Origin of the sequence: Nonomuraea sp. NPDC049158, assembly GCF_040648335.1 — a bacterium.
Classification (GTDB): Bacteria; Actinomycetota; Actinomycetes; order Streptosporangiales; family Streptosporangiaceae; genus Nonomuraea.
Genome location: NZ_JBEZDM010000081.1, coordinates 1 through 7,144 on the forward strand (window position 1 = coordinate 1; position 7,144 = coordinate 7,144).

General features: G+C 60.1%; 8 protein-coding genes and 1 pseudogene. 5 read left to right on the forward strand and 4 right to left on the reverse strand.

The annotated features are described in order from the left end of the window. Positions 1-31: 31 nt before the first annotated feature. Positions 32-826 carry an NB-ARC domain-containing protein gene (locus AB0B61_RS57215; protein WP_358450763.1) on the reverse strand — a complete coding sequence of 265 codons (795 nt, stop codon included), beginning with the start codon at positions 824-826 and terminating at the stop codon, positions 32-34. After that, on the reverse strand, positions 826-1,167 hold the full coding sequence (locus AB0B61_RS57220) for a hypothetical protein (RefSeq protein WP_358450742.1): 342 nt from the start codon (positions 1,165-1,167) through the stop codon (positions 826-828). Before AB0B61_RS57220 ends, AB0B61_RS57215 begins: the two co-directional genes overlap by 1 nt. A 608-nt stretch (positions 1,168-1,775) precedes the next feature. On the opposite strand from AB0B61_RS57220, the gene AB0B61_RS57225 reads away from it, so the two are divergent. Both AB0B61_RS57225 and AB0B61_RS57230 read left to right on the forward strand, forming a co-directional pair. Then, the gene (locus AB0B61_RS57225) at positions 1,776-2,606 is read left to right on the forward strand and encodes a phosphoribosyltransferase (protein ID WP_358450745.1); all 831 of its coding nucleotides are present in this window, start codon (positions 1,776-1,778) and stop codon (positions 2,604-2,606) included. Position 2,607: 1 nt separating this feature from the next. After that, complete coding sequence (locus tag AB0B61_RS57230; protein ID WP_358450748.1) at positions 2,608-3,507, forward strand: DNA-processing protein DprA; 900 nt, start codon at positions 2,608-2,610, stop codon at positions 3,505-3,507. Between the two features lie 44 nt (positions 3,508-3,551). Here AB0B61_RS57230 and AB0B61_RS57235 read toward each other — a convergent pair whose 3' ends face one another. Beyond that, positions 3,552-4,007, reverse strand: a complete 456-nt coding sequence (locus tag AB0B61_RS57235; protein ID WP_358450751.1) for a GntR family transcriptional regulator — start codon at positions 4,005-4,007, stop codon at positions 3,552-3,554. Between the two features lie 138 nt (positions 4,008-4,145). On the opposite strand from AB0B61_RS57235, the gene AB0B61_RS57240 reads away from it, so the two are divergent. The 3 genes from AB0B61_RS57240 (at position 4,146) to AB0B61_RS57250 (ending at position 6,553) form a co-directional block, all read left to right on the forward strand. Further along, entirely contained in the window at positions 4,146-4,415 is a 270-nt protein-coding gene (locus tag AB0B61_RS57240; RefSeq protein ID WP_358450754.1) for a hypothetical protein, read from the forward strand. 540 nt (positions 4,416-4,955) lie between these two features. Continuing rightward, entirely contained in the window at positions 4,956-5,645 is a 690-nt protein-coding gene (locus AB0B61_RS57245) for a GntR family transcriptional regulator (protein ID WP_358450757.1), read from the forward strand. Continuing rightward, positions 5,645-6,553, forward strand: a complete 909-nt coding sequence (locus AB0B61_RS57250) for an aminoglycoside phosphotransferase family protein (protein ID WP_358450760.1) — start codon at positions 5,645-5,647, stop codon at positions 6,551-6,553. The genes AB0B61_RS57245 and AB0B61_RS57250 overlap by 1 nt, the downstream gene beginning before the upstream one ends. On the opposite strand, the pseudogene AB0B61_RS57255 reads toward AB0B61_RS57250, so the two are convergent. Then, positions 6,550-6,885, reverse strand: a pseudogene (locus tag AB0B61_RS57255) (GNAT family N-acetyltransferase); the annotation flags it as partial. The gene AB0B61_RS57250 and the pseudogene AB0B61_RS57255 sit on opposite strands and share 4 nt — an antisense overlap. Positions 6,886-7,144 lie beyond the last annotated feature (259 nt).

Genomic DNA, 7,144 nt, shown 5'->3' on the forward strand with positions numbered 1-7,144 from the left:
ACTCCCGCCTCGGCCAACTCAGCCCGATCGCCTACGAGATGATGGCAGATAGTCTGAGGCCTGCCGCCTGAAATCGGTGTTCGCGTTCATGGGGGGAAGCCCCCACCCCGTTAGGGTCGGCAATGGGCTGGGCATGGGTGGCGATCTGGATGCACAGTTCGATGGCTTCATGCTCTGGGAGAACGTCCAAACGCATCACATGGGCGTTCAGACAATGCCATCCCTGGCTGAGTCGGCTGGTCACCAGCACACGTCCGGACAACGTCCGGTCCAGAAGCGGGGCCACATCGGCGGGATCGTTGACGTTATCGAGCACTACCAGCCAGCCGTCGTGGGCAGCTAGCCACGAGGTAGCCCGATCAGCCAGTGCCTCCAACGGTATTGCCGCAGCTAGTTCTGGTTGGAGCGCAACCGCGAGGCTGGCCAAGCCAGTCTGCACGGCCGCTCGGGTGTCGGCGGTGATCCACCAGATCGGGTTGAACAACTCGGCGTGTGTGGCGGCATAGCGGGCGGCCAGGGTGGATTTGCCGACGCCCCCCAACCCGTGCACTGCGGCCACCACCACTGGTGCGCTGGTATGTAATGAAGCCTCCAAGCGGGTCAGCTCATTACCTCGTCCGACGAACACGCGGGTGTGCCCGGGTAGGTTTATCGTCCGAGGCGGCGCCAACACTTCAGTGACGGGCCGCAGTGCCTCGGCGCGCAGTACCGTCTCGTAAATAGTCTGATCACGCGCTGCTTGGTACACCCGGCCCTGTTGGGAGGCGACGCCGTCTATCCAGACCTGCGGTTGCCCTTCATCGGCACCGGTGGGCGGGGATGTCATCACCCGTGGATGGTCTGGTCGCGGCCTGCCTGATAAATGCGGCCCTGTCCCGAGGCCTCCGCACGCAGGTTCACGTTGCTTTCCACCCCATCATCGGCTGAGAAGCTTCGAGCCTTGTCGCCGGAGCGGGGTTGCGACGGGGACGTCTCTGGCGTGTTCGGCTGTTTGGAGGAGCGGTCGCTGATCAACCCATAGACCGCGCTCCCCAACCCCACCATGGCGACAAAAACGCTGATCACACTGGCCAGCTTGTCAGCGTCATCCAAGCCTACTCGCCAGAAGTAGACACCCAGCCCGGCCATGGCCACCCCTGCGACCACCGAACCACCCCACACCAGCACGCACCTGCGCATAGCGGTAATCATCAATCCTCATACAAGATCACGCAATGTGATTGCCAGTCTATGTATCAGGCAAACGGTGTGGCCGGACGAGGATCCGCGACCAGCAAGGCCAGCTCGGACGAGTAAAGCCAGGTCAGACGATGTATGGCCAGGCTGGTAAAACGTCTCACCCTCTCCACACCTGAAGCGCTCATCAGTAGCTCAAGGGCAGCAGACGACTAACGTCTTACGGCTGTCTACTTCATACCTAGGCGGGTACGTGCTGCGGACCGGTCTAGGTGCTGACCTAGATCTTGTCGGTGGCTCAAGCTACAGTCCCAGCATCGAGCATCAGTTCGAAGAGAACGAATGCGTTGACTCAAGATCATCGCGCGACAATCCCCATCTGAGACACGTGGAGGCTAGGGAGTATTTACGGACATTAAGGGCTGCTATTTCAGCAGGGCCGATTATGAGCTGAGGATCATTTCTGGACGGAGGGAATATCACGTTGAGTCCTTTTGGTCGCCCCTATATGCATGAGTGCACTTGGTCTGGTACGAAGGAGCCGTTCAGTTCGAGATGCGACCGGGCATCTGGACGGGTGACGGCAGGGAGTACGCGACGTGCAATTATTCAATTTCATATCTCCATTCGAAGACAACGGAAGAGCTAATCGCTTGAAGGAATATACACTCTACATGCCGGCTAGCGGAAATGATCCGATCCGATGGCTCAGTTTGTGCGGCCCAAAAGAAGCGTCCAAGCAGGTTATTATGGCATCCAAGGGCGCGGGGCATGAGGTGCCGTTACCATCGATAGAGAAGAAGCAAAAGTATACCCATGAGATCGAATTTCCTTCGGGGGTGACTGCGGATGCGTTAGCTGTCGCTGCCGTGCTGAAGGAGGTGTTGTCACTGCGAGTCGGGGATGAACTTGACTGTGCGATCGCTTTAGACTGGTATAAGGTTCCAGATCCTGCCGTGAATTCTACCGCTTGGAATAATACGGAAATAGGCGATTTGATTTACAAGGGAAAATATTATGGCACTGGACAAGCTCGTAACGAAGCTCGAAATAATCTGGTAAGGCGAATGGCATGGTTCATAAATAGTCATCCTCTGTATCGAGATAGTAATCGCATTGCTACCGTACCTGGCCATAATGCGGATGGTAGCAGTTTTGGCGAGAAGCTTGCCGCAGCAGTGGCTGGCCAAACTCAAAAGAATCTAGTGTCCACGGTTTGTACTTCTGGTCCGAGGCCTTCCTCGAAGGAGGACTCAGCGAGCGCAGCTGCTGCGACCTTCGAGATGCCCTACCCTCTTGACGGCAGCGTCATAATCCTGGATGACGTCTACCGCACCGGAGCCACTATGCGCAACGTTGCATCGGCCATCAGGCGTGCAGGTGCACAGCGCGTCTTGGGGTTAGCTGCAGTACGAACCATGAGGAATTAATATGACGGATTCGGAACATCATCGACTCGTGATGGCATTAACTGCCTTTCGCGTGGTACGAACACCCGGAAAAATAGCGACGATCCTGCAAGAGGGAGGCATTGGCGCTCTTGCAGAGCTATTTGAAGGGCTTAGTACTGGAGAGAAAAGCAGTCTGTGCCAAGAGGCGTCAGAGCTTCATGATAAGGCGATACGGGTCGTCATGGCTGGAGACAGCGACTTTCCCGCAACGCTCATCAGAAATCGGCGACCTTTGGCTCCAGTAATTTTTTATTGGGGAGAGCGGTCGCTTCTGCACGCACCATCTATTGGCATGTGCGGCGCTCGGTCCGTAACTCCATTGGGCATAAGGGCGGCACACGCATGTGGGGAAGAAGTGTCAATCCGGAACATGGCTGTTGTATCGGGCTATGCTAAAGGAGTTGACACCGTTACTCATCTCGCCGCTTTGGGGATTGGGGGCAAGACTGTAATAGTCCTAGCCGAAGGTTTCAATCACTTTCGGATCAAACAAGATTTCCGTGGAAAATTTGACCCGGATCGCGTTCTGGTTATCTCCCAGTTTCCGCCATCACAGCCATGGGGTGCGTATGCTGCGATGACCAGGAATAGCCTTATATACGGTCTGAGTCAGGCGCTAGTTGTTGTCGAAGCGGGTTCCAAGGGGGGAACTCTGGCTGCAGGAAAAGGCGCCCTTAAGATAGGCCGCCCAGTATTTGTCCTTAACTTCGGCGAGGAGACACCGGAAGGAAATAGAATTCTGATATCGTCCGGAGGCTTTCCAATTCGCTCTCGGGAAGAGCTTGGACGTGCTATTGCAGAGCATGCCCTAAAAAACGGAACCTCTGAAAGTGTGTCGTTGATAGGTGATCCGCAGCAAGAGGCGCTCCCCTTCGAATAGGGTGCCTGCATCGGCCCTCTACGCTGGTGAGAGACCTGGTCAGCTCATTCGGTGATTTGCGGGTCATCAAAAACCAACTCCACATGGTCGCCGCGCAGAACTCTTCGATGCTTTCTTGGCCCAGGGAGGATCTCGAAAATCGGCACACCTTCAGGTATGCCTCCAAATTCTCGCAGTTCGCCTGAGGTTGCCAAGTCTCGCCGCTCATCTGGTGTCGGCATCCGAGCGATCACGCGGGCGCCGGGCAAGATGTGATGCGGCTCTCGCGTTGGCTCACCGGCCACCATGGACCCCCGTTTGCGAACCGTGGTGATTCTTCCCTCGGCGCGTAGGTAGGCGAGCGCCTCGCGAACGGTGTCGCGGCCGACTTCGTACATCTGCGCCAACTGCGCCTCTGAGGGCAGCCATGCTCCTGGGCGGTAGCGGCCGGCGGTGATGTCGTCGCGGATCGCGTTGGCGACCTGCCGATACACCGGCACCCCAGAGCTGTAGTCGATCACAGCACCCAAGTTTCACGCGGCTATGTTGCCATGAGCCTTGTGGCCATGAGCCCCTAGAGTTAACGTGGGCAAACGTCAGTCTGAGAGGATTTTTGACTGACTTCCCTGCCCAACGCAACACGGGGAGATCAATCCCGCATGACTTCCATACTCGGTGTCTCGCCCCACGATCTGCGTGGCGCGTTCAGACGCTTCTACGTGTGGCGTGACCAGCTCGGCGTCTGGCGGGCGCGGCCGCTGCCCAAACTGACAGCCGACGAGATCGGCTATGGCATCAAGCCGCAGCTCGAAGCCGACACGCTCCTAGAGCTCGCCTTCGCATGCGCGTGGCAGCGATGCCGCCGAAACGTCTTCCGCTACCTGCAGGAGTACGCCGCAGAAGTGCCGAGTAACCGTGTCGGCTCCTGATGTGCCCGCGCTGCGCTGGGAACCTTATCTGCGCCCTCGAAACGACCACATTCGGATCACTGAGACGTCGTGCTGCGGGGTGTATGAGTGGGCGAGCCAGGGTGGGCAGTTCTTCGTTCTCCGAGCTGCGGAGTCCGAGGGCTACGAGGAGGCCGGCAGGGGACGCTACACGCACGCGCGCGAGATCTGGATGATGCTCATCGCGGAGTTCGAGAAGGAGCATAAATGCATGGACCCGTACGGTGCTGACATCGAAGCCGGGTGGCGCGGTGGCACAAGGCGGCCAGGAGCCGAAGGCCTAAATGGTCACGCGCATCTGCCGTAGGCGCTGCTCCGGGGGATGCGTAGAGCGTCGCAGCCCTCGTGGTCCGCGCTCAGAGACCTAACCCAGACTGTTGGCTGTTGGCCAACCTGGCGCCACGTCGCGTCTATGGCTCCATCGTGGGGAAGACTCCGGGAGAGGCGTGGAGCCGCGATACTCCGCAGGTCCTGGCCTGTCCGCCCTACCCTAGAGACGATATGCCTCGGCGAGGGAGCGCGATGAGCAAGGCGAAGGATGGCCCCACCTACGTTCGGATAGCCGAGGACATCCGTCGTCGCATTCGTGAGGGAGATCCCCCCGCCGGCGGCATGCTGCCCTCCGAGGCAGACCTTGCCCGCACGTACGGCGTGGCACGAGGAACCGTACGCCAGGCCGTCGCCGATCTGGAGCGTAGGGGACTGGTTGCCAGCGAGGCAGGCCGCGGACGTCGCGTGGTGGGAGAAGTGCCGTCAGGCGGCCGCCGTGCGGCCTCGACCCAGTACGAAGCAATCGCCGAGGCGATGCGCAAGCGCATCGAGAGCGGCGAACTCGCGGCCGGCCAACAGCTACCGGGTGAGGCAGCGACCGCGAACGAGTATGGCGTCTCGAAGGGGACTGTCCGGCAGGCGTTCCAGTTGCTTGCCTCTGAGCAGCTGATCGCCTCCGTCCATGGGAAGGGGTGGTTCGTTGGAGGACCTGATCATGCGCATACGCGAGCTGACGACGTCGCTGCAGCCCTACGACAGGACATAGCTAGCGGCCAGTTCGCCATAGGTGCCGTGCTCCCCGGAGAGAATGCACTGGCCCAAGAGCGAGGCGTTGGCCGTATCACTGTCAGGCGAGCATTCGCGCTGCTAGAAGCAGAGGGGATAGTCGAGAAGCGCGCCGGAAGAGGTCGCGTGGTCAAGACGCAACCAAAGGGCTCCTAGTGACCGTGTTCCAGTCAGCCGCAGTCCCCTTCACCTCTCAGGAAGCACATGCGACCCTTCGTGATGCCTGTCGGGTCGCCGGCCTCGCGAGCCACGACGCGCAGTTGATCCGCCTCGGGGAGAACGCTCTATTCGTTCTGGCCGCCGAACGCGTCGTTGTCCGAATCGCCCGGAGCGTGGACGTTCTTGATGATGCCCGCAAGGAGGTAGCCGTGTCGGCCTGGCTCCACGAGGCGGGGCTGCCTGCGGCACGGACGACTCACCACGCCCAGCCGCTCATCATCAGAGACAGGCCCGTAACTTTCTGGGACTTCATCGAGAACGGTGGGGGTCCCGCGGCTTTGATCGACCTAGCCGAGGTCTTGCGCGTTCTCCATCAGATGTCCGTTCCTGCAAATCTGGCGCTCCCGCAGCTCGACATCCTCGGGCGCGTGGCAGAGCGTATCTCCTTGACCGATGTGCTCTCGGATGAGGAACGCCAGTTCCTGTCGAGGAAGGAGCAGGAGTTGCGGGCAGCGTACGAAGCCCTGAGCTTTCCCCTCGCTGCCTGTGCTGTCCACGGTGACGCTCACTCCGACAACCTCATCAAGGCCGCCGACGGCACCGTGGTACTGATCGACCTTGAGCGTTTCGCGTTCGGCCCTCCCGAGACCGATCTTGCCGTCACAGCCATCGAACACAGTCTGGGATGGGGCACCCGTGCTGAATACGATCAGTTCGCCGAGCGGTACGGATTCGATGTCCTGACGTGGGAAGGCTATCCCGTGCTCAGGGACATCAACGAGTTGAAGATGACGACCTGGCTGATGCAGAACGTCAGCGAAGACAAGGCCATCGCACGCGAGTTCCGTAACCGTCTCTTCTGCCTCCAGAACCCGGACGCGCCTCGGCGGTGGCGAGCCTTCTAAACGCCTCGGATGCAGGCGTGCAGGTGCATGTCGTGTCGGCCGTCGTCATGCACGGCGGCGTTCCGCTTGGTGCCTTCCAGGAGGTAGCCGCACTTCGTGGCAACCCTGCAGGAGGCCGTGTTGTGCGTCGAGTGGTCCAACTCCAGGCGGTGGAAGCCAATCTCGTCCAGGGCCCAGGTGGTGAGCGCCGTGAGGGCGCGGGAGGCCACGCCGGTGTCGCGAGCGGCTGGGAGCACCCAGTATGCGACTCCTGCTATGCCGTCGTCGAAGTACAGGCCGCGGAGTGCGATCCGGCCAAGCACCTCGCCGCCGTCGCGGGTGATCGCCCAGTGGCCACCCTTCTCTCGTTCTCAGTCCTGGTGATAGGTGTCGAACCAGCTTCCCGCCGTTTGGATCAGTTCACGTCGGCTCTGATGCGATGTCGACGTAGGCACCCGAGTCCAGATCTGTTCAGGCCTGTTCACCTGGCATGGCTCCCGCTTTGGCTCCCCTTTGGGCAAGGCCGTTGCGTTCTCGGCTGGTGAGACTGCTGCACCCCTGGGTCGAGTGGCCGAGTAAGGGCGCCCCGGTGCGGAGACGACAAACGCGACC

What these genes read in the sequence shown, in the direction of transcription:
- AB0B61_RS57215 (WP_358450763.1), bottom strand. Translation starts at nt 826, where the DNA reads ATGACATCCCCGCCCACCGGTGCCGATGAAGGGCAACCGCAGGTCTGG.
- AB0B61_RS57230 (WP_358450748.1), top strand. Translation starts at nt 2,608, where the DNA reads ATGACGGATTCGGAACATCATCGACTCGTGATGGCATTAACTGCCTTT.
- AB0B61_RS57240 (WP_358450754.1), top strand. Translation starts at nt 4,146, where the DNA reads ATGACTTCCATACTCGGTGTCTCGCCCCACGATCTGCGTGGCGCGTTC.
- AB0B61_RS57245 (WP_358450757.1), top strand. Translation starts at nt 4,956, where the DNA reads ATGAGCAAGGCGAAGGATGGCCCCACCTACGTTCGGATAGCCGAGGAC.